We start from the raw sequence: 24,997 nt of genomic DNA on the forward strand, positions 1-24,997 counted from the left end.
TTAGTATCATTTAATGCTTACCGGATTATTGAAGTGGAAATTTCGGGGAATCGCATCTTCAAAATGGAACTGCCGCTGATTTCAATCAAGAAAGCTATAATTAGCTTTTCAGCGACCCTTTTGCAAAGTAAATGTAGTCTGTTATTCACTTTTTTTCTTGTCCCAAGCGATAACTTGCACACCTGTAGAATAGTGCATTCTGTCCGGAAAGGTCTTGAGAAATTCACCAAATCTAACGTATTCAATTTCAAGTTCTATTTTTTCAAGCTCATATACCGGCCATTCGACATGGTGAATTTCAAATTCGTTAATAGATGTCTTGGTATCTTGAAATAGCGCATACCTTTCAGTCAACCATCTATCTAGGTCAGTCTTTTCTTTCAGTTCATGACCAATTTCATACGCTATTTTCATTTTATCATTATAAAGCTTGTTCACTGAGCGGAATAGACCCCTTCCCCGTTTCATTTTCGAGTACCTGTAAGGTAATTTTGAAAGTGTTCTGGCGACCTTACAGGAAACCCGATTCCCTCCTTCAATGCTCAAAAAATAGACTCCTGTCTTCTTACCATTCTTTACATAAGTCCGTACGTTAATCTCGTCAAAGTTTGATATAGGCGGAAAAGCAGGCAAAATTCTTGGTCTAATTTTCTCCATCGTAAATGCCACCAACGAAACCCATGCCTTTCCGTCAAATAGGTCAATTTCCAAGTCCGTTGGAACTAAAGCCCGTAATTCCCGGTAGTCAACTTGCCAATGAAGAAATATAGCGTTATTCCACTCTTGGTAATACTTCCATTTTTCTGTCGGCATTTCCCAAGGTCTGTGTTCCCTACTATTCAATATTTCTTTTATCGTCATCTCTCTATTCAACGCAAAAATTAAGTTTATTTTTTTCAAAGTATGTCTGCTGTACACTTGGATTAAGGGGATCGCATCCATCTGATATATAAATCTTCCATAAATCATAAAAACCTGAATAAAAGAATATTATAGAACTAGAACAGCTCAAACTTATTTATTACCGGTCTTTCAATTTCACATGCTACACGCCGGTTTTGACCGCAATAGTAATGCTAGTGTAGGCTTACCCCTGAAAAAGCTTGGCCAGACTACAGAAATAAAAATAGCACCGGGAGAATACCCGATGCTATTTTTATTTCTTGCTATAAACCACGAGACCGGCTATTGAGTCAACTCATACTTGAGCGTCTTCCCTTTTTGTACAGCAGGCAACCCTTCAGACATCCAAAGAGGAGCAGGAGCACCTTTCAAGTAATGATCAAAGAACTGGCTCAAGCGCACAGACAGATCCTTTCTATTTTTACGCTGCACCAAGTTATGATCTTCACCGTTGTACTGTAGAAGCCACGCAGGCCGGTTCAACCGTTTCAATGCCATAAACATCTCAATCCCCTGATACCAAGGTACAGCACCGTCTTCATCGTTATGCATAATCAATACAGGTGTTTTGACACGATCCATAAAGAACAAAGGAGAGTTCTCTATATAATAAATAGGCTTTTCCCAAAGTGTCCCTCCTATTCTGGACTGGGTTTGCTCATATTGAAACATTCTGCTCATGCCTGTTCCCCACCGTATTCCCCCATAGGCTGAGGTCATGTTTACTACGGGAGCACCGGCACCGGCGGCTTTAAACATATCTGTTTGTGTGATAAGGTAAGCTACCTGATATCCGCCCCAACTTTGGCCTTGGATAGCCATATTTTCAGCATCCACAAAACCTCTTGCTACAATGGACTGAACGCCGGGGATTATACAATTGTAGGCACTAGGGCCCGGAAGACCTAGTTGGTATTTAATATCCGGCACAAACACCAAGTAATCGTTACTCACGAAATATGGAATATTGATCGTGGAAGCACTGGGAGCAGGAGCCCTATAATTATGTAATCCATCACTGTTGCGCTCATAGAAATACACCATCATCGGGTATTTTTTGGATGCATCAAAATTCTCCGGCTTAAATAATAAGCCTTGTAAAGGTTCCCCGTCATTGGTCAGGTATTCCACCAATTCTACCGAGCCCCAATTCACATCGGCTTGCTGAGGATTCAGGTCCGAAACCTTCTTGAGGCTTTTAAATGAGAGATCTCCTAAGTACAAATCAGGACTCTCTTGATAAGTTGATTTGTTAACCAAAATCGCAGAACTCTCCTTGGCTTTCGTTAGTCCGAAATAACGATTTGCTGACATTACCAACCGCTTTGGTTCGGACTTTCCGTCAAAAGATCCTGTGAAAAAACCCGAGTCTTTGGTCTTTTCATCGAATGCTGTCAGCAGCAATTGACCTTTGGGGTCGATACTTTTTTCCTCTCTATCAAGATCCTGCCTTCTGAAAATTGTATTTGACTTTCTCCCGGTTCCCCGGGTCAGGTTCACTGCCCCGGAAGGATTAGTAGGATCTATTTTCCAGATATCGAATCTATCATAGACCAGAAATGCCTCGTCCCCGGTTAACCAACCTGCGTTGCCGTAGCTCCCCGGAAGTGATGGTGAATCGTGTAATTCTTCATAAAACACTTCCGGAAGTTCTTTGGTAAGATTGACTTTGGCCTTTTGGGCTACGTCATAAGCCACCCAACTGCTATCACGTCCATCATACCAATACACGTACTTACCCTCGGGGGAAATCGACGGATATCCTGAAGCATTTTTTTCAATTAATGTTTTTGATCCATCCTTAAAGTCAACCAGATACAAGTCCCGACCTGTCTGAATGTTCCAGCTATAGTTGATCCTATAAGGCGCATCAGTCCAAGCCAATCCGAAATCACGTTCTACTTTTGACTCCAGAATGACATTTTTCACGTCTTGATCCGCAAGCTGGGTAATTTTCTCTGTTTTCAGATCAATTGCGGCCAAGTAAGAAAACTTCTCTTCACGCCCCTTATTTTTCAGCTGCATAGGCTGAATCTCAGAATCCTGCCAGCCCCATATATCAAGACTCACTCTATCCTCATCCAGAATAGTCGTATCATTTTCATAGCTGTAATCCACATAGTCCGGAGCTATCCCAAAAAACAGGCGTTCCTCATTCTCAGAAAATGTAAGATTCCCGTTTTCACTGATTCTTCCATTTTCCAAAATCCCTTCAGAATTCTTGGTTGCAATTTCTGTTAGATCTCCATTCTCGGTTTGAAGGACAAAGAGCGAATGAAAAGGCTTTTTAGCTTTGGTAGAATCATCCGTGGCAAGATAAGCCAGATATCTCGCTTTCGGCGAAAAAGTCACATTCACGTAAGACGTCATTCCTTCGGAGATCATTTTGCTTTCACCATTTGCCAGATTTAGCAGATAAATCGCGGAATTATCCAAAGTATCTTCCTCAGCCAAAACATAGTGCAAGAATTCACCATTCTTCGAAAACCCATAAGACTTCACCCGTTCAAAATCATAGGTGACAGAACCGTCCAGTTTTCGTACAGTAAGGGTTGTTCCATCTGTTTTCTTCAGCTTTTCGGCCTTAACTGTAGAATCTGCTTCCACATCTTTTTCCTCTTTGGCTTTTTCTTTCTTTTCCTTTTCAAAATGAATAGCAATCCAGCTACCCGCCTTCTCCGGTGTCGCAAAAGATTTTACCCTGGGGAGTTTTTCCAGCTGATTTTCAGCCATATTATAGATAAAAAGACTATCTGTAGGCAAATCCTCCTTCTTCGTCTTTTTCAATTTCAATACATGTACAGAGTCTTTCTGAGGCAGTATCTTGCCTACCGCAAAAGCATCATCTGCAGAAAACACCAAGGAGGATCCACGCAAAATAATCCGGCGACTCGAAGGATCATTGAATGACAAAATCTCAATACGTCCATCTCCGTCCTGGGGAGACACTTGATATCCCACCCATTTTCCATCTTTGGATATTTTCTCCGAAGCCAGCCTTTCCCAGCCGTCATAATCTTCGTGAGTCAGCGCCCTTTTCTGCTGGGCAATAAGCATTTGCGAACCTATGAGCAGTAAGCCCAATAAAGCTCCAAATTTTCTAATCTTCATTTCAAGTCACATTTAGGTAAAAATCCTTCCATACCGCCGAAACAAATTGTCAACAATCATTTTTCATCATGCAAATCGGCTATAAAGAAGTTCCAAAAATAAAAACACAGGAGCAGCCTCCTGTAACCGCTTAAAAAAAAATCATGAATTAGGATTTTCTGCCTATCAGGCAAGGTAGGGCTCCGTCTAACAAACTTGGGGCTTGCCAGAAAATTACTTCTAATCCATGTACTACGGATTACTCTACGTCCCCGCCGTGGTTAATTTAGAATGGGCTTCCCCCAAAAACAAAAAAGTCTCGCCAGAAGCAAGACCCTTTTCAGAATATAAACCCAAATATAACTTTAGAGATTAAAAGTTTCAATTGAAATTAAACTAAAATTCGGAAATTCAAATGAACCCGAACTTTAATTCGACTTTTTACTCCACGAACAAAATATTCAATCGAACATTTATATCGAGTCCAAAGTAAGCTGATTTTACTTTTAATTACAAATTGAAAAAAAAATTTTGCTATATTTTGAACAATCTGTAATTTACAAGCAGATTCATTAACAATCATCCAAAATCATTCGATAAAAATGGACAAAATTTTAGATATCGATAACATAGACTTGAAGATCATTTCGCTTCTCAATGAAGATGCCAAGACACCTTACACTGAAATAGCCAAAAAAGTCTTTGTGTCTTCAGGCACAGTTCACGTGCGCATGAAGAAACTAGAGGATATGGGTATCGTGAAAAGTGCGACTTTAAATATTGATTTTTCCAAGCTTGGCTATGACATATCCGCTTTTCTGGGAATTTATCTTGAGAAAAGCTCACTTTACGACACGGTGATCGAAAAACTTAAGACGATTTCAGAAGTAGTCAGTGCATACTATACAACTGGTAATTATTCGATTTTCGCAAAGATCATCTGTAGAGACACAAACCACCTTCGCTTTGTTCTTGACAACATCCAAAAAGTAGAAGGAATAGACAGAACTGAAACATTGATCGTTTTAGAAGAATCCATAAATAGGCCTATCCAGTTTTTTGACAAAGAGAAATAAGGCAATTAAGATTAAATCTAAATAAATGATTTGATCAAGAACTTTAAAATTGAAAAGTATTGAACCTTCAATACTTTTTTTTTGTAAAGACGGTATAGAACGGATAAAAAAGGCGTTTTCTATCGGTGGCATGTATGCCCGATAGAATTATCCAATGGGTAAAAACATAATATTTTGATTATATGTTGTACCTTCGCCGTTAAAATGTAATTAGTCTAAATAACTCAGCAACAATGAGCAAAGACAATCAGATTTTAGAAGAACTAACGTCAAAAGAATATGAACACGGGTGGTCAGTGAACTATGAAGCCGATGAGGCTCCCATAGGGTTGACTGAAGACACCATTCGATGGATATCTGCCAAGAAAGAAGAACCTCAATGGCTCCTTGAGTGGAGGCTGAAAGCGTTCAAAACCTGGGAATCCATGTCTGAGCCTAAATGGGCAAATGTTCACTACCCAAAAATCGACCTTCAGTCTTTAAAATACTATTCAGCTCCTAAGCAAGCCGGCAAACCCAAGAATCTGGATGAAGTAGATCCTGAATTATTGGATATCTATAAGCGTCTGGGAATTAATCTGAACGAGCAAAAGAGGCTTCAGGGAATAGCAGTGGATGCTGTTCTGGATTCAGTTTCTGTAGCGACTACCTTCAAGGGAACGCTTTCCAAACTTGGAATTGTATTCTGTTCTTTCAGTGAAGCGGTAAAAGAACATCCTGAGTTGGTGAAGAAATACTTGGGGTCGGTTGTGCCAATGACCGATAACTACTATGCGGCACTCAATTCAGCTGTATTCTCTGACGGATCATTCTGCTACATCCCGAAAGGCGTTCGCTGTCCAATGGAACTTTCTACTTATTTCCGGATCAACGCCGCAAATACAGGCCAGTTCGAAAGAACATTGATCGTGGCAGAGGATTCATCATACGTTTCATATCTGGAAGGATGTACTGCACCGCAGCGTGATGAGAATCAATTGCACGCAGCAGTGGTGGAAATCTATGCAGGAGCGCATGCAGAAGTGAAATACTCTACCGTACAAAACTGGTTCCCAGGAGATAAAGAAGGAAAAGGAGGGATCTATAATTTCGTAACCAAGCGTGGAATCTGCGCGGGTGACTTCTCCAAAATTTCCTGGACGCAAGTTGAAACCGGCTCGGCTGTGACTTGGAAATATCCTTCTTGCATTCTGAAAGGCGACCATTCCATTGGAGAATTCTATTCTGTAGCGGTTACTAATAATTATCAGCAAGCAGATACAGGGACGAAAATGATCCACATTGGCAAAAACACCAAGTCAAGAATCGTATCCAAAGGTATTTCCGCCGGAAAATCACAAAACTCCTACCGTGGCCAAGTACAGGTGATGAAGCGTGCTACCAATGCACGTAACTTCTCCCAGTGTGATTCCCTCTTGATGGGAGATCGCTGTGGAGCGCATACTTTCCCATACATAGACATAAATAACCCCACTGCCAAAGTGGAGCATGAAGCGACCACTTCCAAGATCGGTGAGGATCAGCTGTTCTATTGCAACCAACGTGGTATTGCCACGGAAGATGCTGTGGCTCTGATTGTAAATGGTTATGCCAAAGAAGTATTGAATCAACTTCCTATGGAATTTGCCGTGGAAGCACAGAAGTTGTTGGCCTTGACGCTAGAGGGGTCGGTAGGATAATTTGAAATTTCCGGTTTGAAATTATGGCAACCATCACTCGCTTTGAAGATTTGGACATCTGACAAAAAGCAAGAGAATATTGCAAGATTGTTTTTGCACTAACTCAAAAAATGGTTTTCAAAATGATTTTAGCTTGAGAAATCAAATCAATGCTTCTTCGGGCTCTGTCATGGATAACATAGCAGAAGGTTTTGAACGGGAAGGCACCAAAGAGTTTATACAATTCTTAAGCATCGCCAAGGCTTCTGCCGGAGAATCAAGATCTCAGTTGTATAGAGCTTTTGATCGAACATACATTTCAGAAGATACACTCAATACAACAATCGAAAAAAGCCTTGAAATCAGCAGGTCGATTTCGGGATTTATAAAATATTTAAAAGAATGTGAGATTAGAGGAAATAAGTTTAAAAACTGAAAATCAGGTTTCCTCAATTTCAAATATCAAATGTCAAATTTCGAATTATGCTTAGTATAAAGAATTTGCACGCCTCTATTGAAGGAACTCCTATCCTACGAGGTATCAACCTTGACGTGAAAGCTGGAGAAGTTCATGCAATCATGGGGCCAAATGGGTCCGGTAAATCTACCCTTGCCTCCGTATTGGCAGGAAGAGAAGAATATGAAGTAACTGAAGGCGAGGTTTCATTTAAAGGGAAAGATCTGCTAGATCTTTCCCCGGAAGACAGAGCAAGAGAAGGTGTGTTTTTAGCTTTCCAATATCCTGTAGAAATCCCCGGTGTCAGCTCTACTAACTTCCTGAGAACAGCGGTGAATCAAGTTAGAGAATACCGTGGCGAAGACCCTCTTGATGCTGTAAAGTTCTTGACCTTGATGAAAGAGAAAATGAAGTTGGTAGAGATGGATCAGAAACTTTTGAGCAGATCATTGAATGAAGGCTTCTCAGGTGGGGAGAAAAAGAGAAATGAGATCTTCCAAATGGCGATGCTCGCTCCTACCCTTTCCATCTTGGATGAGACAGATTCGGGTCTGGACATCGATGCGCTTCGTATCGTATCAAACGGCGTAAACCAACTGAAATCCAAAGACAATGCGACTATCGTGGTCACCCACTACCAGAGATTGTTGGATTACATTGTTCCGGATTTTGTACACGTGTTATACAAAGGACAGATTGTGAAGTCAGGCACCAAAGAGCTTGCGTTAGAGCTAGAAGAAAAAGGATACGACTGGATCAAAGACGAAGTCGACTCCAGAGCTACAGTTTGATTTTCATCCTAAAACATCCGTCATGAGTACGCTTATAAAGCAAGATATACTTGTGGAATTGTTGGGCAATACAGGCAGTGACTTCGAGCAAGTCCGCGCTGCGGGAAAGGAAGCTTTCCAAGCCCAGGGATTCCCTACCAATAAATCCGAAGAGTACAAGTTCACCGCAATCACCAAGAAAATCGAGCAAAGTATCCAGAACTTTGCCCCAGCAGGAGATTTTACAGTGACTGCTGAGCAGGTAAAGGCCAATTTATTTGAAGGTTATGCAGGTGAAGTGTTGGTATTTGCCAACGGGCATTTTCAGCCCGCACTTTCATCTGTCATAGATGGAGTGGAAGTAACTCCCCTTTCAGAAAAGGCTGATACCCCACTTGGGAGCATAGCAAAGCCCGAAAAAGACCCTTTCTGTGCTTTGAACCAAAGTTCTTTTGGAAGCGGAATTTTCATTTCCATACCTAAAAAGGCTCAAATTCAAAAGCCTATTCTTCTGTTGAATTTCTTTAAAGCCAACACCGGCCAAGTGATTCAACCAAGAATTTGGATTGAGACGGGAGACTTTGCAGAAGTGACCTTTATCAATCACAGCGTAAACCTTAGTGACACACCTTATTTCGTGAATAAAGTAGTAGAAGTAAAAGGTGGCTTGAATACTCAGATTCGCTATTACAAGCTGCAGAATGAAGGCAAAAATGCCATCGAAGCCAGTACTGTAGAAACTGACATTCAGAAAGACGGAAGATTTACTTCTGTGACTATTTCTTTGTCTGGCGAAATGGTAAGAAACAACTTGAGTCTAAACATCCTTGGAAGCAATTCTGAAGGAAATATGTATGGTCTGTACCTGCTCAACGGCAAGTCGCACGTGGATAATCATACCAACGTGGATCATACCGTGCCTCACGCTGAGTCCAATGAACTTTATAAAGGGATTCTTGCCGATAGTTCAAGGGGAGTTTTCAACGGAAAAATCTTTGTAAGACAAGACGCACAGAAAACCAACGCCTTCCAGCAAAACAATAATATCCTTCTCTCAGAAAATGCAGTGGTGAATACTAAACCGCAGCTCGAAATCTGGGCCGATGATGTGAAATGCTCTCACGGCTGTACTACTGGTCAGCTGGATGAGGAAGCATTATTTTACCTTCAGGCAAGAGGCATTGCAAAAGATCAGGCAAAGGGACTGCTGCTTTATGCTTTTGCCGGTGAAGTGCTGGAACACATTACTGATGAAAGCTTCCGTGAATACTGCACTGAATTGGTGCAAGGGCGCTTGGGGAGCAAATTCTAATAAACACTATGGGAATTGATATCGAAAAAATCAGAAGCTTATTTCCGGTACTTCATCAGGAAGTACATGGTAAGCCATTGATTTATTTTGACAATGCCGCTACTACACAGAAGCCACAAGTCGTGCTTGATGCGCTGACGAATTACTATCAAAAAGATAATTCGAATATTCACAGAGGTGCCCATGCACTGGCAGATCGGGCTACCCGCTATTTCGAAGACACCCGTTCAGCCATTCAGCATTTTATCAATGCATCTGAGCCTGCTGAAGTGATATTCACCAAAGGAACTACAGAGGGAATCAATCTGGTGGCTTCCACTTTTGGGAGGAAATTTGTAGAAAAAGGTGATGAGATCATTATATCTACGCTGGAGCACCACTCCAATATTGTGCCTTGGCAAATGCTCTGTGAGGAAAAAGGTGCAATTCTAAAAATAATTCCGATTAATGATGCCGGAGAAATACTTTTCGGGCAATTTGAGCAATTGCTATCCCCGAGAACAAAGCTGGTCAGCATTGTCCATGCTTCCAATGCCCTTGGCACCATCAATCCCGTAAAGCAAGTAATTGAGGCAGCACATGCTGTTGGGGCAAAAGTACTGCTGGACGGTGCTCAAAGTTCAAGTCACTTGAAGATTGATGTGCAGGAATTGGATTGTGATTTCTTCGCCTTCTCAGCACACAAGCTTTATGGTCCCACAGGCCTTGGGGTATTGTATGGAAAAAGAGAAGTCTTCGAATCTATGCCTCCTTATCAGGGAGGTGGGGAAATGATCAAGGAAGTCACGTTTGAAAAGACAACCTATAACGACATCCCCTTCAAATTCGAAGCAGGAACACCCAATATTGCTGATGTAATCGCATTCAAAACTGCCGTGGAGTTTATCAACGAACTCGGGAAAGAGGCAATCAAAGCACATGAGGACGAATTGCTTGCCTATGCCAATGAGCAGCTGATGCAAATCAAAGGTTTCATTCCGGTCGGTACGGCAAAGGAAAAAGTCAGTGTGATTTCGTTCAACATCAACGGGATGCATCCCTACGATGTGGGAATGATGCTCGATGCCAATGGCATCGCTGTAAGAACGGGTCATCACTGCACTCAGCCCCTGATGAAAAGATTCGGCTTAGAGGGAACTGTAAGGGCTTCATTTTCGGTTTATAACACGAAATCGGAAATAGACAAATTGGTCGAAGGCGTAAGTCGAATCGCCAAAATAAAAAATAAATGAGCAGTATTCAGGAAGTTCAGAATGAGATAGTTTCGGAATTTGAAATCCTTGGGGATGATAAGGAATCTACGATTTATTATATCATGGAGTTGGGAGGAAGCCTAAAGGATTTTCCTGACAGTGAAAGAATTGAAGAAAACACCATCAAAGGCTGTCAATCCAAAGTGTGGCTGATCGCTGAGGAAAAGGATAACAGAGTTCATTTTCAGGCTGATTCCAACACCGACATTACCAAAGGACTGATCTCACTTTTGCTGAGGGTATTGAACTATAGAAGCCCGGAAGAGATTATAAATGCAAAGCTTGATTTCGTAGAGAGAATCGGAATGGGCTCCATTATCGGCAGCCAGCGTTCAAATGGTTTTGCATCGATGATCAAACAAATCAAACTATACGCTTTGGCTATTCAAACCAAGCAAAATGCCTGATAGATATGTCAACAGAAAGTAAAACAGAAGCTACATTAGGACAAGTAGAAAACCTCAAGGAAAAGGTGATTCAAGCCATTAAACTGGTATATGATCCTGAGATTCCGGTAGATGTCTACGATCTTGGCTTGATCTATGAGATCACTGTCTATCCTGTAAACAACGTATATGTGTTAATGACGCTGACTTCACCAAATTGTCCGTCGGCAGAATTCATTCCCTCAGAGATTAAGGATAAAATCCAGCAGATCCAGGGGATAAATAATGTGGAAATCGAATTGACATTTGACCCGCCTTATTCTCAGGATATGATGTCTGAAGCAGCAAAACTTGAATTGGGCTTTCTCTAATTAAGAACTTTAAAAACGAGTAATACTATGTATCCAGAAGAATTGATCGCTCCGATGAGAGCGGAACTTTCAAGTGTAGGATTTGAAGAGTTCAGAACTGCTGAGCAAGTTGCAACCCATCTTGGCCCAGACCATAAAGGCACTACCCTAGTTGTAGTAAATTCAGTGTGCGGCTGTGCGGCAGGAGCTGCCCGTCCGGGAGTGACTTACGCAGTAGAAAATGCGAAAGTAAAACCAACTACTCTAGCTACTGTTTTTGCCGGCAATGATAAAGAAGCGGTGGATAAAATAAGAGAGCTCTGTCTTCCTTATCCTCCATCATCACCTGCTATGGCACTATTCAAGGACGGTGAGTTGGTCCATTTCATCGAGCGTCACCACATAGAAGGAAGAAATGCAAAAATGATCGGAGACCACTTGGTGGAAGTATTCGAGCATTTTTGCGCATAAAACCAGCCCTCCGGGGCTTTTTTTATTACAAAAACAATCAATCAAGTATTTACAAATGGTGACACACTGCTTAGTGGGAACGATGCCTGTACCTATTGGAATTATATAGAAAAAAAATCACTTTTCGCATGATTATTATTCCAATAGACACATTGAATCACCAATAAACGACCTGATTTTATTATCTTACGAGCCTAATTCGAGGTTTTTTAACATAAGCAATCCAAAAAAAACACATATGTCTGAATCAGCTAAGCTTTCTTTCAAAGGACAAGAATATGAATTTCCGGTAATCACCGGCACAGAGAATGAATCCGCGATCGATATCGCAAAACTTAGAGCTTCCTCGGGACTTATCACCCTTGACCCGGGATACAAAAACACAGGAGCAACGACGAGTGCAATTACATTTTTAGATGGAGAAGAAGGAATTCTTCGCTATAGAGGATACAGAATTGAAGATTTGGCTGAGAAATCAACCTTTCTTGAAGTTTCGTATTTATTGATTTATGGTGAGCTTCCAACACAAGCGCAATACGAAAATTTCTCCAAAGAAATTACCCATCACACCTTGGTGCATGAGGATATCAAAAAAATTCTTGAAGGATTCCCTTCCAACGCTCACCCGATGGGAGTACTTTCTTCATTGATTTGCTCACTGACTGCATTTTACCCCGATTCTCTGAATCCCGTGCGAAACAAAGAGGAAGTGGACATGAGCATTGTAAGATTGATTGCCAAGATGCCGACATTTGCAGCTTGGGCTTATAAAAATGAAATGGGTCATCCTGTCAATTATCCTGACAATGCACTAGACTACTGCTCAAACTTCCTGAAAATGATGTTCGCACTTCCTGCGGAGAAGTATGATGTAGATCCTGTAGTATCTGCGGCTTTGGACAAACTACTTATTCTTCATGCAGACCACGAACAAAACTGTTCTACTTCAACTGTAAGAATTGTCGGCTCTTCTCAGGCAAGCATCTATGCTTCTATTTCCGCAGGTATCAACGCACTTTGGGGCCCTCTCCACGGAGGTGCCAATCAGTCGGTAATTGAGATGCTGGAAGCAATCAAAGCTGATGGCGGCGATGCCAAAAAATACTTAGACAAAGCCAAAGACAAAAATGATCCATTCAGATTGATGGGCTTTGGACATAGAGTATATAAAAATTTCGATCCAAGAGCAAAAATCATTAAGAAAGCGGCTGATGATGTTTTGGAAAAATTGGGTGTTAACGATCCGGTACTCGATATCGCAAAAGAACTGGAGCAGGCTGCCCTTAACGATCAATACTTCATCGACCGTCAGCTATATCCAAACGTAGATTTCTATTCTGGAATCATCTACAGAGCTCTTGGCATTCCTACAGATATGTTTACAGTAATGTTTGCACTGGGAAGACTTCCGGGCTGGATAGCGCAGTGGAAAGAAATGCGTGAGAATGGTGAGCCTATCGGTCGTCCGAGACAAGTATATACAGGAGAAAATGAGCGTGATTACGTATCGATAAATAAGCGATAAGCGAAATTTAAACTCCCCACAGTACATAAATAACCGGCTAATTTTGGCCGGTTATTTTTTTAAAGTCCAAATGGAGAACTGCATCCGATATGGTATTAAATTTGAACATAACCCTCTAACTAAATTTCACACTTAACATGTCGACCCAATCACTGGACGATGCCGTGGCATTGACCAAAAAATTCACCTCGAAACCAAGTAATGAAGAGTTATTGAAGCTCTATGGACTCTATAAGCAAGCTACTGAAGGAGACAATGAAACAGAGCGTCCCGGCGGGTTTGATTTCAAAGCAGCTGCGAAATACAACGCCTGGATGAATATGAAAGGCAAATCCAAGGAAGAGGCCTCGGAACAGTATGTTCAGCTGGTGAACGAACTATCAAAAGACTACCTATAATTAGAATCAACTGAAAGCATCCTCCTCAATTATTGCATTAGATGAACTAGAGTCTAAAAACCAAAAATGTCCGGGCTAACTATTCAAATGTGATTTTCAGTGGAAAATATTAGACCCGGATTATGTATTAGGTTTAGTCATAGCCTGTCCCGATTTTAATGGGGAAGGGCATTAATTGCAAGAAAATCAGCCTGTTTGGAGAGTGAGTCCGCCGCGGTGGATATGGTAAACCTGCCTGACGGAAGGTAGGCTCGAAAACAGCAACGTAATGGCTGATTTTGAAGCAATCAATGGCTGAAGTAACTTGTGCGCCGTGGCGTAGAATTGCTAATGCATATTTCGGGTTAAACACACACAGCTATAAATACAAAAAAAAGTCCTTATATCGCCGGAAACTTTTTTGGATCTACTTCACTCATCATAGCATAAACTTTCTCAATTACATCTTCTACACTTGGCTTGGAAAAATAATCCCCATCAGAAGAATAAGCCGGTCTATGGGCCTTTGCTGATATAGTCTGAGGCTCTGAATCCAGAAATTTAAAAACTTCCTGTCCTTCTATCACCTGCTGTAACATGTAAGCAGATCCTGCTCCCGGCACATCTTCATCTGCAAAGATTACGCGGTTGGTCTTCTTGATTGATTCACCAATAATTCCGTGAACATCAAATGGCAAAAGAGTTTGGACGTCCAGCACCTCTATGTCAATACCCATTTCGGCAAGTTCACCAGCCGATTCCATCACCACCCTACACATGGAACCATATGTCACAATGGTTACATCAGATCCCTCTCTAAGCACTTCCGGTTTACCCAATGCAACGGTAAATTCTCCCAGATTGAGAGGCATTTTCTCCTTCAGTCTATAGCCATTCAAGCATTCAATGACAATGGCGGGTTCATCAGATTTCAAGAGCGCATTGTACATTCCCGCTGCCTGAGTCATATCTCTGGGCACACAGACTACCATTCCACGCAAGGTGGAAAGAATCATTCCCATAGGTGAACCTGAATGCCATACACCCTCTAATCGATGTCCACGGGTACGCACAATCATTGGTGCTTTTTGACCTCCTTTGGTGCGATACTGAAGACAAGCTACATCGTCAGCCAGCATCTGTAGCCCATAGAGCAAATAATCAAGGTATTGAATCTCTGCCAGTGGACGCAATCCCCGCAAAGCAGTACCTATTCCCTGGCCTATAATGGTGCATTCCCGAATACCCGTATCCGACACCCTCAATTCCCCATGCTTGGCTTGTAATCCCGCAAAAGCCTGATTTACATCACCGATTTTACCTACGTCTTCACCGAAAGTAAAGAAGCGGGGGTCTTTTTCAAGAGTTATATCAAAATAGGACTGTAAAATCTCTCTGCCGTCTACAAGAGGTGAATTGCTGTTGAACTTGGCAGGAACTTCCTCCACATTCAACACGCTCCATTCTGAATGGCTATACAGATGACTATTGTATCTATCGTAATTCAAATCCGACTGCTTTGCATACCATGCTTTCAGGCCTGCCTTTGCTGCGGGAGTGTCCAATCTTAATATCACCAACGCTTTTCTCACTGCCAACACCACATCCTTTCTAATTGGATTTATAGTCTTGGAAAGCTCTTCTGCGATTTGATTGATCACTACTTTTCGGGTACTATGTTGGGCAGCTTCTGTGAGTAGACTTACTGCCTCATTCAATTCTTTCTTGATTTCACTGGAGAATCTGGACCAAGCAGCTTCCTTTTCTTGCTTTACCTGAGCTTTGGCTTCTGCTTCAATTTTGTCCAGCGTATCTGCACTGGCTATCTCATTGCTCAGGATATATTCTCTGAATTTCGAGACACAATCCCAATCCTTTTCCCACTGAAGACGCTTTTTATCTTTATACCGTTCATGAGAACCTGAAGTGGAATGCCCTTGAGGCTGAGTCATCTCCAGTACATGGATCATTACCGGTACATGGGATGTTCTCGCTAACTCACCGGCTTCTACGTAGGCATTTAGCAAACCTTCATAATCCCATCCATTTACACGGATTATTTCAATGCCCTTCTGCGAATCTGTTCTTTCAAAACCCGCCAGCGCATCTGAAATACTGCCTTTGGTGGTATGAAATTCATTTGGAACAGAAATACCATAGCCATCATCCCAAATAGAGATTACCATTGGCACCTGCATTACACCGGCTGCATTTATGGTTTCAAAAAACATCCCTTCAGAAGTAGATGCATTTCCGATGGTCCCCCATGCTACTTCATTTCCATTGACGGAAAACTTCTTTAAGTCCTTTAATCCCTTATTTTCCCTAAAGAGTTTGGAGGCGTATGCCAACCCAAGAAGTTTGGGTATTTGAGCTGCTGTGGGAGAAATATCCGCAGCTGAATTATACATTTTGGTTAGATCTTTCCAGCTACCATCCTCATTAAGAGAGCGGGTAGCAAAGTGACCATTCATTAAGCGGCCTGCACTTGCGGGTTCTGCTTCCACATTGGTATAAGCGTACAGTTGAGAAAAGTACTGCTGCAAAGTCAATTCACCGATGGCGAACATAAAAGTCTGATCCCTATAATAGCCTGAGCGAAAATCTCCGAGCCGGAAGGCTCTTGCCATTGCTATTTGGGCAACTTCCTTACCATCACCAAAAATCCCGAACTTCGCTTTCCCCATAAAAACTTCTTTCCTTCCTACTAAGGAAGCATGCCTGCTCAGCATAGCTACTCGAAAATCATCCAGTACAGCTTCTTTTGACAGGTTAGGTGAATTCAGGTTTTTCGGCACTGATTGGACTTCTGACATAGAGGTTAATTTACTAAAGTTATCCGGGTTTTGCTTTGATGATTTTTTAGGATCACTCAAAAATAGCCAAATCCATTCTTTATGCAAATTTCAATAATATTATTTTTCAATCAAAAATTTTGAAAGAGACGCAATAACAGAATCATAACAGAATTAAATTCTGAAAATTAACATTCAGTCAATAGAAAAAGTAGAATTATCAAAATTACGTGATGCTCTTACTCAAGTATTTAGCTCAAATAGACACTCGAAATTATCACTGCTTAAAAGACCATTGTTAAAATATTATAAAATAATTCAGTATATATCAAAATATAATTTCGACATCTCGGTAATTTCCAAAGCATACCAAATACTATTCTCCATGGTGCAAATGGATAGCATCCCACTTATTATATTTGTGCCAAGTTATTTAAATCCAAATATACAAGTCATGATTATAGGTGTTCCGAAGGAAATCAAAAACAACGAAAACCGTGTAGCCCTTACCCCTGCCGGTGCAAAAGAATTGGTAAAAAGAGGTCATTCTGTTTACGTTCAGCATACTGCCGGCGAAGGAAGTGGCTTTCTCGATGAAGCATATGCAGAAGCAGGTGCGATTATTCTTCCTACGATTGAAGCGACTTATGAAATCGCTGAAATGATTATGAAGGTAAAGGAACCTATAGAACCTGAATATAAATTGATTAAAGAAGATCAGCTGTTGTTCACCTATTTTCATTTTGCTTCTTACGAACCATTGACTAAGGCAATGGTAGCCAGTAAGTCGGTATGTCTCGCATATGAGACAGTAGAAAAAGCTGATAGAAGCCTGCCTCTTTTGGTTCCTATGTCTGAAGTAGCCGGAAGAATGGCAGTGCAGAAAGGGGCAAATTATTTGGAGAAGCCACTTCAGGGTAGAGGAATTCTTCTAGGAGGAGTGCCTGGTGTGCTTCCTGCCAAAGTTTTGATCCTTGGAGGAGGCATAGTCGGTACACAGGCCGCTTGGATGGCTGCCGGTCTGGGAGCAGATGTGACAATTATGGATGTATCTCTTCCAAGGATGAGATACCTCGCAGACGTGATGCCCGCCAACGTGAAGACTATGATGTCCAATGAATACAATGTGCGCAAAATGATCGTAAATCATGACCTGATCATCGGTGCTGTATTGATTCCCGGCGCAAAAGCTCCACACTTGATCACCCGGGATATGCTAAAAGAAATGCAGCCGGGAACAGTCCTAGTGGATGTGGCTGTCGATCAGGGTGGCTGTATCGAGACCTGCAAGCCTACGACGCATCAGGATCCTACTTTCATCATCGATGAGGTAGTCCACTATTGCGTAGCAAATATGCCGGGCGCTGTACCTTATACTTCTACGTTGGCTTTGACTAATGCCACACTTCCTTATGCCATTCAACTTGCAGAAAAAGGGTGGAAAAAGGCTGCTCAGGACAACCCTGACTTAATTCCCGGTCTGAATATAATCCACGGAGACATTGTCTACCAAGCAGTAGCAGAGGCTTTTGATATGGACTATACACCTGTGGTGAAATACCTCGCCGATTAAACTAAGACATTCCCACTTCATACAAATCCCTTCGACGAAAATCGGAGGGATTTTTTTTAAGCTTAATCTATAACACTACAGGATCCAACTTGATCAAATGCTCAAAAACCCATTACACGCTTTTATAAAAGCATCCTTTCTACGGACAGAAATTTCCAATTTCAAATTATCGATGAGGGTTACATATCCGCTTTTTGCATAGCCCTTGACATAACTTAAATTGATAAGATGAGAATTATGTATCCTAAAAAAGCCATAAGTGGTTAAAATTTCTTCAAAATGTTTCAGTGTCTTGGAAACAGTATGTTTCTTCCCATCCTTGGTGAAAAGCTCTGTGTAATTTACATTGGCTTCACATCTGACAATTTCCGATATGTCTAAGAAACTAAACCCCTCTCTCGACGGAATGCCGATCTTCTTGGGAATATTTGCAGGCGAAAGATGGCCCAGCAAGACGTTGATCCTTTCATTGAGCTGTGCTTGTTCTACCTTCTTGATAGCCTTCCGCATGGCTTTGTCAAAATCTTCCCTGTCAATCGGCTTGAGCAAATAATCTATGGCAGAAAATTTAAAGGCATCGATAGCATATTGCTCGTAGGCTGTGGTAAAGATAAGGCAGAAATCCGTAAAAGAGATAGCAGAAAGGACATCAAAACCCGTCTTGTCATACAACTGTACATCCAAAAACACTATATCGGGACACAGGCTATCAATTCCCTTTACAGCTTCGTCGGCTGTATAGAAACATAACCGCCTTATTTGGTTGCCGTAAGGTTCCAAAAAAGCCGTCACACGGTCGATACAATGTTGTTCGTCGTCTATTATCGCTATTGTAATCATCGATGGATTTAAAAGGCTGTTTGCAACGGGAGGCTGAGTTCAACTCTTGTGCCTGTATTCTCCGGTTTATCAACGATCCTAAGTCTTCCATTGGCATCGTTCTGCTTATTGAGGATTCTTATACGATTCTCCGTAATGGCAACGCCCAACGATTTTTTGGTTGAACCAGAGGAATTGATACTTCTTCCTGTACCGTTGTCATCTACACTGCACAGGAGGGTTTCGCCTTTTCTCTTGAAATCTATGGAAATGTGACCTTGGTTTTTCTTGTCTTTAAATCCGTGCCAAATACTGTTTTCTATGAAAGGCTGTAGGATGAGTGGGGGCACAAGTATGTTTTCTGCATCCAAACCATTTTCTATATGTATGGTATATGAAAATTTGCCGGGCAACCTTTTGGTCTCAACTTGCAGGTACAATTCGATGAATTTCAAATCTTCACTCAGAGGAATTTCCCTATGCTCGGAGTTTTCAAGAACGGTACGCATTAGCTTGGCAAATTTTGTAAGATAATCTTGGGCAGAATTATTGTCATTTTTCAAAATGTAGTCTCCGATTGAATTCAGTGAGTTGAAAATAAAGTGCGGATTCATCTGTGAGCGAAGTGCCTTTAATTCGGTATCGGAAACCAAAGCCTTGAATTCTGCTTCCTTCTTTTGGGTCAATGCATCCCATCTCCGTTTATACAGTATAAAACCACCTACCAAAACCAAAACCACCCCTGCCCCGCCCATCATGGATGCTCTTTTGATAATGGTTTGTCTATTTAGCTCGGCTTGTGTCAGTGCACGTTCTTTTTCGAAATCAAAAGCCATCTGTTTGCGGTTGATTTCCACTCTTCGGTTCTGATTGTTCAGACTGTCTTTTAGTGTTGCGAATTTCACATAGGCTTCTAAGCCGCTCCGGTAGTCACCGGTTGCGGCAAAGACGTCCGACAATGTTCCCCATGCTGATTTTTGCAGAAAAAGATTACCTTGATTTTCACTGAGTTTTAACGACTCCTCCGCAAAACGTTCTGCTTTTTGGTAATCGCCTGCCCCCAGATATGCCATAGCCGCATTGGCATACGCACTGGGTCGGACAAACGCTATTCCGTGCGCTTCTATCAATGACAGACTCTCCTCTACCGCAGTTACAGCGTCTTGTGTCCTTCCTGTCTCTGTGTACATCAAGGATAGATTACTGTACAGGTTTGCTTTTTGGGTAGGGTTTTCCTTTATCCCACTATATTTCAAAGCCTTTTGATAGTAAAATATGGCAGAATCTGCTTTTCCGGTAGCTCCGAAAATATTGGCCATATTCAAAATAGCCGGTAATTCAGACGCTTTGCTGTGCATCGCTACCTCTTTGAAGAGCTTTAGCGCTTCTTCATATTCCTCCTGCTCATAATAAATGGTAGCTATATTGCCCAGAATCTCCCATTTATAAAAATCAAAACCCCGGTTGCTTTCTACAACAGCAAGTGCCTGGTGATAGTAATCCAACGCTCTAAATGGATTGGAAAGCGAATATTGGCTGATGAGCCCTAAACGTTCATATGCCAGAAGAAGACCTTTGCTATATCCTATTTCTTCCGAAATCATGGCAGTTTGTCGGGCATAACCCGTCAAGGTACTGTCAGCAGGATTGGCAAACAGGGCTTGCTTGACATAGTCATTCCTCAAGTTAATGGTAGCCGTATCCCGTTCGGGCATTGAAGTTATGTGCATGGACAAGGAATCAACACTTCCCTGAAACTCTTGGCCACTTACAGAAAAGCAGGTAACCAGAAGAAAAAAAAATACATAACCTGCTTTCATAACCTAAAGTTGGTCTAGTGTGAAGATATATCTTTTCACAAAAAAAAACTGGTTCCCAACAAAAAATAAATCAGGCCTGACAGGAAATCAGTTAAGGTTTTTCAAGTGGGGTGAGTCATGTAATTTTCATTGTAAGTAGCTCATTCAACAAAGCACACGATGGATTTTAAAAATATTGATTTTGGCAAAGTAATGCTGAAGGTGTTGGATCTCCTCATTGTTAAGCCGTTCACACTTCCGCTAAAAATCTACTACAATTCTTTAAAGGTGCTATCCGATTCGGGCAGTACCGGCACGGAAGAATCGGAACTGTCGCCGGATTTCCCACTCTATACGTGGTATGTACGCATCTTTGATGCACTGGTCGCCTTAGTGTACCCCACCGGGCTGCTAATGGCTATAGGAGCAGGAATGAATTCTTTCACCGGCGGCTTTGCCGGCTTTTTGGGAGTGATATCCATTACCTATTTCCTGCCCCTTGCGCTCGGCTTAGCCCGGGAATTGGCACAAATCACACTGAAAATACTTTTGTACCTCAAGATAATATCCAATAAGTAATACTGGCTGCATTTCCGGTGTGCCTCGTCGGCTTTTGATACATTAAAGAAAGACAGTATAACTCAACGTTCGAAAACGAAAACAACAAAATCCTAAACAAACAGCTATTATGAAATCTCTAAAGCTTTTTATTACACTTTTTGCACTGTCGCCTCTCTTGGTATTTGGGCAGGAATTTGAAAAAGGAGACAAGGTAATGTCCTTCGGTATTGGCATTGGAAGCAGTATCGGAAGCTTTAGCACTTCCGGCCAGATGCCCGCCCTAAGTGCCCAGTATGAACAGGGGGTGTGGGATATAGGAGGACAGGGGGTAATCAGTTTGGGCGGCTACATCGGCTATAAAGCCTTTACATACGATTATTCCTCATCATCATACAGTTATGAACAGAAATGGGATTATATCCTGCTCGGTGTACGTAGTGCTTATCACTGGAACGGCCACAACGTGGACAAGCTCGATTTGTATGGCGGACTGATGCTGGGCTACTACCTGCTCAACTATTCCTATTCGGACAGCAATGGAAGTTCGACGGGCAGGGACAGCTACAACAATACAGGAGGGCTGAGCCTCTATCTGGGAAGTCGCTACTATTTTACCGAAAATCTGGGAGCGTTTGCGGAAATCGGTTATGGCGTGGCTTATCTTAATGTAGGGCTGGCATTAAAACTCCAATAACACACTACTACAGGATAAGTAAAATGGATGAAGCTGTTGTTTTTTGCCTTGATAGACAGAGCTATCGGATGTTTTCCCCACAAACTCATTCAAGATGAATTTTAGCCTGAAATTCCTTCCGGTAAAGGACATGTTTTATTCAGTCATCCCGACAGTCGGCACCTATCTCGAATATTTAAAAGGTACCGATAATACGATTTTCAAAAACCTTTGGTTTTCACTTGGAGTTGGTTTAGTCCTGTCCTTAGCTTTAGCGGTTTTATTTTATAGAGAAAATGTGAAAATATTTAAAAAGTCTCTGGCTGAAATTTTAGCAGTAGGTTATTTTAACCATTTTTCAGGCAGACTTGGGAAATTGGTAAAATCCAAAATCCCCATTGATTTTTCTTTTCCGGATAATTCTTTGAAATCATTCACTTCCGATAAGATCAAGGTCGAAATTGGAATGCCAAGAAATTTTTCTTCATTATGCACCTACTGTAATAAGGTAGAACAAAACGCAGAGATAATTTATGTCAGGGAAAAATCACAAAGTGAACCATTTTGGTTACGTGCCAATATAGACCATGACAGTTTACTGATATATGAATATCCAAGAACTTTATTTTCTCTTTCCAAATACCTGAAAGACGATTTTGGAGACAGCAAAAAAGCAGAAGAAAATTCAGAAAAAATATATGAATACTTTAGACAGAAAATCAACCAGTTACGAATAGAGTATGCCAATGAAATAGCAGAAGATCGACTACAATTTGTTGATGTTTAGATATATATTATGATTATCCGCAATGATGCCAATAGCTATATTCTCTCTGCTTTATCTGACGAAAAATCGAAGGCGGGTGACCGATTCGACCTCAATGGAAGTGTTTTCTGAATCCAATAATACATTTACTGCTTTGTTGGCAGAAAACCGGATATAAATAATATGTATTTGGCCTAATCCAATTAACACTATTAAAAAGATAAAACCACAAAGTCATGAAAAAATACGCATATATATATACATTCTTAGTGGCAATCCTCTTGTTTACAGGCTGCTCTAACGAAGATAACGATCAAAATCCTGAGTTAGATTCTGACTACTATTTTCGGTTTAAGGAGAACAGTACGTTGGTGGATTACCCATATAGCCAATATAGCCAACAAGCTACATACATTTATAAAGAAGGTTATGGACATGAGTTAATTGTTGTGTCCAGAAAACAATCAAATTCAACATCTATAAATTCTTGGAGTTTAGCAATGGGTACTTGGGATGAATGTCAAACACAATACGATTATACGGAAAGTACTCCCGTTTCAATTTTGGGGGCATTGATTTTACAGTATTGGGACGAAAACGGGACATGGTACTATAGCAGTAGAAATTATGGCAAAGCAACGATCCGCATTCAAGAAATAACAGAAAGCTATATTAGCGGATCTTTTTCGGGAACCTTATTGGATATTGATGTAAGCGGAGCTATTCCAATAGTAAGGGATTCTGTTTTGATCTCCGATGGAGAATTTAAAGTACCAACACCATAAGTGTAACTAATTGAAAACAAAAAAAGTTACAAACAATGAAACCACTAAAAGCCTTAATAATACTATGCCTTTTCGCCTGTGACACTCATGCCACAGCGCAGACTACCCAAAAGCAACAAACGGTAAAGGAATCGGCAGAACAGCTAAAAGAAGATTTCAATGCCTTGAAAAACGTTTTCAAGAAAAAACCCAATGCCGAAGATGAATCGAAAGATCAAACAGGAAACGTAGTAAATCAGCCGAAAAATATAGACGTTTTACATCTTCGGGGAGGTAGAATTGCAGCAAATGCAGTGCAATTGGATGCTGACAGGTTTGGGCATTTCAACAACGGAAAAGCCATAATACACAAAGGCACTGCCAGCGCAATGATAAACGCGGATGGACAATTTGTAATCCCATATAATACCTATCGGTTTTATGATATTAACAACACCTATGTGTTTCAGGAAAACGAAGTATATGCCAACGGCATTTTTCAATATTCAAAAGATGTGCAAGAAGGCTTTAAATCCTTCATGAATGCCGAAGGCCGGGAACTCGCCGCATCACAGGAAACCAAGGAAATCTTAATAAGTCTTAACAACCAACACGCTTTACTTGAAGGGGTAAAAACCTTGTACGACCAGCCTCGCAACAGGCAGAACAGACACCCCATGCAGTATTATTACATTACCAATACGGGGAAAACATACATTCGTGATCAGGAGCTGGGGAAAATAAACAATGGCATAGGAGTTTACTCCGAATACAAAGACGGTTGGAAGCTCGGCTATATGAAGCTATCGGGGGAAAAGTTGACCGAAGCAGTTTTCGACGAAGCCGAACCATTCTTTGACGGGATGGCAGTAGTGGGCCAGCAAGACCAGTTTGGGATAAAAAAATACGGCTACATTAATGAGAAGGGGGAATTGGCAATTCCGCTTATATTTTCAATAAGGCCTTCCGGATTTGCTTCCGGATTTGCTAAAGTAAAACCCAAAGATGTTAGTGAGTTTCAGTATGCCTTCATCAACAAAAAAGGCGAAATTGTATTCAAACAGACTATAGCAGATATAAGAGAGCTTGGCAATTCCGAATTTGAAACCTTTCAAAGCTACGGATTAACCACCCCAAGCAATGGTGCCTATGTGATGGACAGTTTATTTAATATCATGTCTAAAGCCGATTTTTTTACCAAATACGGCATTACAGGCATATCGAATTTTCACGGGGCATCTTACCGTAAATCGAACGGCGGTTCCTACTCCGGCAAGTTTTTTTTTACCGTGGTGGGCGAAACCAATCCTAAAATTTATTTTTCCAACAATGATATGAACCATCAGGGTATTCTTCGTGGCAAGGAATTTAGGATGGGGTTTATAAACCTTAAGACAAAAACAGTGGTGCTTCCCGCTTTCTCAAGAATCGGGTTTTTTGATCCCGTTTCAAAATTGGCCTATGCTGAAGTAGATACGGTTGTGAAAAAAGGAGGTTCCAACATGATAGAGACCACCAAAGGCTATATAAACGAAAATGGTGAGTGGGTAATTTTACAGGTCACAGGAAGTAAATGGTAGTCAACTGAGTTGTCTGAATCAACGTAAAATACATATTAG

Annotated in this window: 22 protein-coding genes; 17 read left to right on the forward strand and 5 right to left on the reverse strand. The window is 41.3% G+C overall.

Features of this window, described 5'->3' with window-relative positions:
• Positions 1–141: 141 nt before the first annotated feature.
• Both ID165_RS10990 and ID165_RS10995 read right to left on the reverse strand, forming a co-directional pair.
• Positions 142–900, reverse strand: a complete 759-nt coding sequence (locus tag ID165_RS10990) for a YqjF family protein (RefSeq protein ID WP_225587083.1) — start codon at positions 898–900, stop codon at positions 142–144.
• Positions 901–1,185: 285 nt separating this feature from the next.
• Entirely contained in the window at positions 1,186–4,014 is a 2,829-nt protein-coding gene (locus ID165_RS10995; RefSeq protein ID WP_192350515.1) for a prolyl oligopeptidase family serine peptidase, read from the reverse strand.
• Between the two features lie 581 nt (positions 4,015–4,595).
• Here ID165_RS10995 and ID165_RS11000 point away from each other — a divergent pair.
• The 11 genes from ID165_RS11000 (at position 4,596) to ID165_RS11050 (ending at position 13,649) form a co-directional block, all read left to right on the forward strand.
• Positions 4,596–5,069: an Lrp/AsnC ligand binding domain-containing protein gene (locus ID165_RS11000; protein ID WP_057935770.1), complete on the forward strand. Its 474-nt coding sequence runs from the start codon at positions 4,596–4,598 to the stop codon at positions 5,067–5,069.
• Positions 5,070–5,302: 233 nt separating this feature from the next.
• Complete coding sequence (gene sufB / locus ID165_RS11005) at positions 5,303–6,748, forward strand: Fe-S cluster assembly protein SufB (RefSeq protein WP_192350517.1); 1,446 nt, start codon at positions 5,303–5,305, stop codon at positions 6,746–6,748.
• Between the two features lie 79 nt (positions 6,749–6,827).
• Entirely contained in the window at positions 6,828–7,163 is a 336-nt protein-coding gene (locus tag ID165_RS11010) for a four helix bundle protein (RefSeq protein WP_225587084.1), read from the forward strand.
• Positions 7,164–7,210: 47 nt separating this feature from the next.
• Entirely contained in the window at positions 7,211–7,975 is a 765-nt protein-coding gene (gene sufC / locus ID165_RS11015; RefSeq protein WP_192350519.1) for a Fe-S cluster assembly ATPase SufC, read from the forward strand.
• 22 nt (positions 7,976–7,997) lie between these two features.
• Positions 7,998–9,266, forward strand: a complete 1,269-nt coding sequence (sufD, locus tag ID165_RS11020; protein ID WP_192350521.1) for a Fe-S cluster assembly protein SufD — start codon at positions 7,998–8,000, stop codon at positions 9,264–9,266.
• Positions 9,267–9,274: 8 nt separating this feature from the next.
• Entirely contained in the window at positions 9,275–10,498 is a 1,224-nt protein-coding gene (locus ID165_RS11025; protein ID WP_192350523.1) for a cysteine desulfurase, read from the forward strand.
• A complete protein-coding gene (locus tag ID165_RS11030; protein WP_192350525.1) occupies positions 10,495–10,926 on the forward strand; it encodes a SufE family protein in 432 nt (143 codons plus the stop codon). The genes ID165_RS11025 and ID165_RS11030 overlap by 4 nt, the downstream gene beginning before the upstream one ends.
• A 5-nt stretch (positions 10,927–10,931) precedes the next feature.
• Positions 10,932–11,276 carry a DUF59 domain-containing protein gene (locus ID165_RS11035; RefSeq protein ID WP_192350527.1) on the forward strand — a complete coding sequence of 115 codons (345 nt, stop codon included), beginning with the start codon at positions 10,932–10,934 and terminating at the stop codon, positions 11,274–11,276.
• Positions 11,277–11,303: 27 nt separating this feature from the next.
• Entirely contained in the window at positions 11,304–11,726 is a 423-nt protein-coding gene (locus ID165_RS11040; protein WP_192350529.1) for a BrxA/BrxB family bacilliredoxin, read from the forward strand.
• Positions 11,727–11,964: 238 nt separating this feature from the next.
• Positions 11,965–13,251 carry a citrate synthase gene (locus ID165_RS11045; RefSeq protein ID WP_192350538.1) on the forward strand — a complete coding sequence of 429 codons (1,287 nt, stop codon included), beginning with the start codon at positions 11,965–11,967 and terminating at the stop codon, positions 13,249–13,251.
• A gap of 137 nt (positions 13,252–13,388) precedes the next feature.
• The gene (locus tag ID165_RS11050) at positions 13,389–13,649 is read left to right on the forward strand and encodes an acyl-CoA-binding protein (protein ID WP_192350540.1); all 261 of its coding nucleotides are present in this window, start codon (positions 13,389–13,391) and stop codon (positions 13,647–13,649) included.
• A 380-nt stretch (positions 13,650–14,029) separates the two neighbouring features.
• Here ID165_RS11050 and ID165_RS11055 read toward each other — a convergent pair whose 3' ends face one another.
• Positions 14,030–16,444 (reverse strand): thiamine pyrophosphate-dependent enzyme, encoded by a 2,415-nt coding sequence (locus ID165_RS11055; RefSeq protein WP_192350542.1) that lies wholly within the window; start codon positions 16,442–16,444, stop codon positions 14,030–14,032.
• Between the two features lie 433 nt (positions 16,445–16,877).
• On the opposite strand from ID165_RS11055, the gene ald reads away from it, so the two are divergent.
• On the forward strand, positions 16,878–17,996 hold the full coding sequence (ald, locus tag ID165_RS11060; RefSeq protein ID WP_192350544.1) for an alanine dehydrogenase: 1,119 nt from the start codon (positions 16,878–16,880) through the stop codon (positions 17,994–17,996).
• Between the two features lie 93 nt (positions 17,997–18,089).
• On the opposite strand, the gene ID165_RS11065 is transcribed toward ald, so the two are convergent.
• Together ID165_RS11065 and ID165_RS11070 are read right to left on the reverse strand one after the other, a co-directional pair.
• A complete protein-coding gene (locus ID165_RS11065; protein WP_192350546.1) occupies positions 18,090–18,836 on the reverse strand; it encodes a LytTR family DNA-binding domain-containing protein in 747 nt (248 codons plus the stop codon).
• Between the two features lie 8 nt (positions 18,837–18,844).
• Complete coding sequence (locus ID165_RS11070) at positions 18,845–20,635, reverse strand: histidine kinase (protein WP_192350548.1); 1,791 nt, start codon at positions 20,633–20,635, stop codon at positions 18,845–18,847.
• Between the two features lie 159 nt (positions 20,636–20,794).
• Between ID165_RS11070 and ID165_RS11075 the strand changes: the two genes are divergently transcribed.
• From ID165_RS11075 to ID165_RS11095, 5 genes are all read left to right on the forward strand, one after another.
• Positions 20,795–21,193, forward strand: a complete 399-nt coding sequence (locus tag ID165_RS11075) for a hypothetical protein (RefSeq protein ID WP_192350550.1) — start codon at positions 20,795–20,797, stop codon at positions 21,191–21,193.
• A gap of 109 nt (positions 21,194–21,302) precedes the next feature.
• Positions 21,303–21,869, forward strand: a complete 567-nt coding sequence (locus ID165_RS11080) for a hypothetical protein (protein ID WP_192350552.1) — start codon at positions 21,303–21,305, stop codon at positions 21,867–21,869.
• A gap of 94 nt (positions 21,870–21,963) precedes the next feature.
• On the forward strand, positions 21,964–22,635 hold the full coding sequence (locus ID165_RS11085) for an STING domain-containing protein (protein ID WP_192350554.1): 672 nt from the start codon (positions 21,964–21,966) through the stop codon (positions 22,633–22,635).
• A 215-nt stretch (positions 22,636–22,850) separates the two neighbouring features.
• Positions 22,851–23,399, forward strand: coding sequence for a hypothetical protein (locus ID165_RS11090; RefSeq protein ID WP_192350556.1), 549 nt, complete (start codon positions 22,851–22,853; stop codon positions 23,397–23,399).
• 35 nt (positions 23,400–23,434) lie between these two features.
• On the forward strand, positions 23,435–24,958 hold the full coding sequence (locus tag ID165_RS11095; protein ID WP_192350558.1) for a WG repeat-containing protein: 1,524 nt from the start codon (positions 23,435–23,437) through the stop codon (positions 24,956–24,958).
• Positions 24,959–24,997 lie beyond the last annotated feature (39 nt).

It is taken from the genome of Algoriphagus sp. Y33, from assembly GCF_014838715.1.
Taxonomy (GTDB): Bacteria; Bacteroidota; Bacteroidia; order Cytophagales; family Cyclobacteriaceae; genus Algoriphagus.